The organism is Candidatus Rickettsia tasmaniensis (assembly GCF_036857515.1).
GTDB classification, from domain to species: domain Bacteria; phylum Pseudomonadota; class Alphaproteobacteria; order Rickettsiales; family Rickettsiaceae; genus Rickettsia; species Rickettsia rickettsii.
Window position 1 is genome coordinate 1 of sequence record NZ_JAQCNX010000054.1, and the last position, 1,885, is coordinate 1,885.

Sequence of the window (1,885 nt, forward strand, 5' to 3'; positions counted from 1 at the left end):
ATTTATTTTCACTCATGTGAATAGCAGATTACTTTTGTAGTTTGTTATTGGTGATAATTAGGAAATATAAAATAACAATATGAGTCAAAAGATAATTTTAAATAATTCATATTCTATTACTAAATCGCACTTATTCCATATAGTAGACCCAAGCCCTTGGCCTATCCTAACATCTTTTGCTTTACTTCTTTTGGTTATAGGCGGCGTCTCGTTCATGCATGGCTACAAATTTAATATATATATTTTATCTGCAGGAGTGGATTATAAGTTAAATCCTACTAGTTTCGATTTATTCCAAAGTATACTCCAAAGTAAATGAAGAGTAGACGAAGTTTAATTTGGAAAAGAGCAAGGAGACTATAAGGCGAGGAGCGTATACGCTCTTATTATATTTACTTACGCTTTTAACTTGAGATTACACGATGCATACAGAATTAATTTCACAATTATTTTCAGCATCTACTCACGATATAAATTTAATACGTGAGCACCGTAGCTCTTATAAGATGACGTAGCCAATTTTTCAAATTAAACGAGTATACATTATGCCTAGACCTGATTTTTCTGACCCTGACAAACAAATTCACGAGATAATTAGAGTTAATCATGCCGGAGAATATGGTGCAAAAAGAATTTATCAAGGACAGCTAAAATATATTAAATCTCAAAATGATCATATATTGATTAAAGAAATGCTTGACCACGAAGAAGTGCATTTAAATTTTTTTGAAAAAAAATTACTGGAAAAAGAAGTAAGACCCACGTTTTTATTATTTTTTTGGCATCATTACGGATTTTTACTTGGTGCTTTATCTTCCTTGATGGGAATAAAAACGGCGATGCTTATTACTGAGAGTGTAGAAGAAGTAATAGAAAAACATTATGAACAGCAAATAAATTATTTAGAAAATAAAAATTTTGAGCCAGAATTATTAAATAATATTATTAAATTTCGACTTGATGAAATTGAACATAAAAATATTGCTATAATGAATGATAGTACTGAGGCAATATTTGCAGAAATAACTAGTAAAATAGTGAAGATAATTTGTCGTATCTCTATAATTTTAAGTAAGAAAATTTAGAGTTAACAGCTTAATTAGTTGAAAAATCTAGAAATATTTTACTTCTAAGATATTAAGAAGATAATAAAAAAACATTAATAATATTATTAGAAATGGTGATGAAAAGAAAAACTTTTTTTAAATTTTTTCTTTATTTTTTGCATTTGTATTTTTTAGAATTAATAAATCTTTATTTTTATCAAACATAGCTAATACTACTCGCAATGCCTTTATTTAATTTATGCCTAAACCTAATCTAGAATTAATAAATAAAGGTGCCAGGGGTTAAGCTCCGTTGCTGTAAGACAACAACCTCCATTATACTTCATGATTTTACTCACTTATAATAATAGACCCCTGGCATAACTTAAATATTAAGTTTTGACAGATTGGTCTTGCAAAAATGGAGCTTAAACATTATTAGTGGTCTATATATTAGTTGAATAATATAAAGAGTCAAGAGATTTTAGTTGTCATTAATAATAAATAATGTAATTCTGAGTTACGGGGTATATTTTCTATATAATCTGCTTCTAGCATTTGCTTTTACATCAATAATAATTTATATTTATTTTCACTCATGTGAATAGCAGATTACTTTTGTAGTTTGTTATTGGTGATAATTAGGAAATATAAAATAACAATATGAGTCAAAAGATAATTTTAAATAATTCATATTCTATTACTAAATCGCACTTATTCCATATAGTAGACCCAAGCCCTTGGCCTATCCTAACATCTTTTGCTTTACTTCTTTTGGTTATAGGCGGCGTCTCGTTCATGCATGGCTACAAATTTAATATATATATTTTATCTGCAGG

Annotated in this window: 2 protein-coding genes and 1 pseudogene; all 3 read left to right on the forward strand. The window is 27.9% G+C overall.

The features are described from left to right. Nucleotides 1-79: 79 nt before the first annotated feature. Nucleotides 80-259 (forward strand): annotated as a pseudogene (locus O6R16_RS07785) (cytochrome c oxidase subunit 3); the annotation flags it as partial. Between the two features lie 286 nt (nucleotides 260-545). After that, a complete protein-coding gene (locus O6R16_RS07790; protein WP_499680687.1) occupies nucleotides 546-1,085 on the forward strand; it encodes a demethoxyubiquinone hydroxylase family protein in 540 nt (179 codons plus the stop codon). A gap of 624 nt (nucleotides 1,086-1,709) precedes the next feature. Then, on the forward strand, nucleotides 1,710-1,885 hold a 176-nt coding region (locus O6R16_RS07795; RefSeq protein ID WP_499680688.1), incomplete at its 3' end, for a cytochrome c oxidase subunit 3.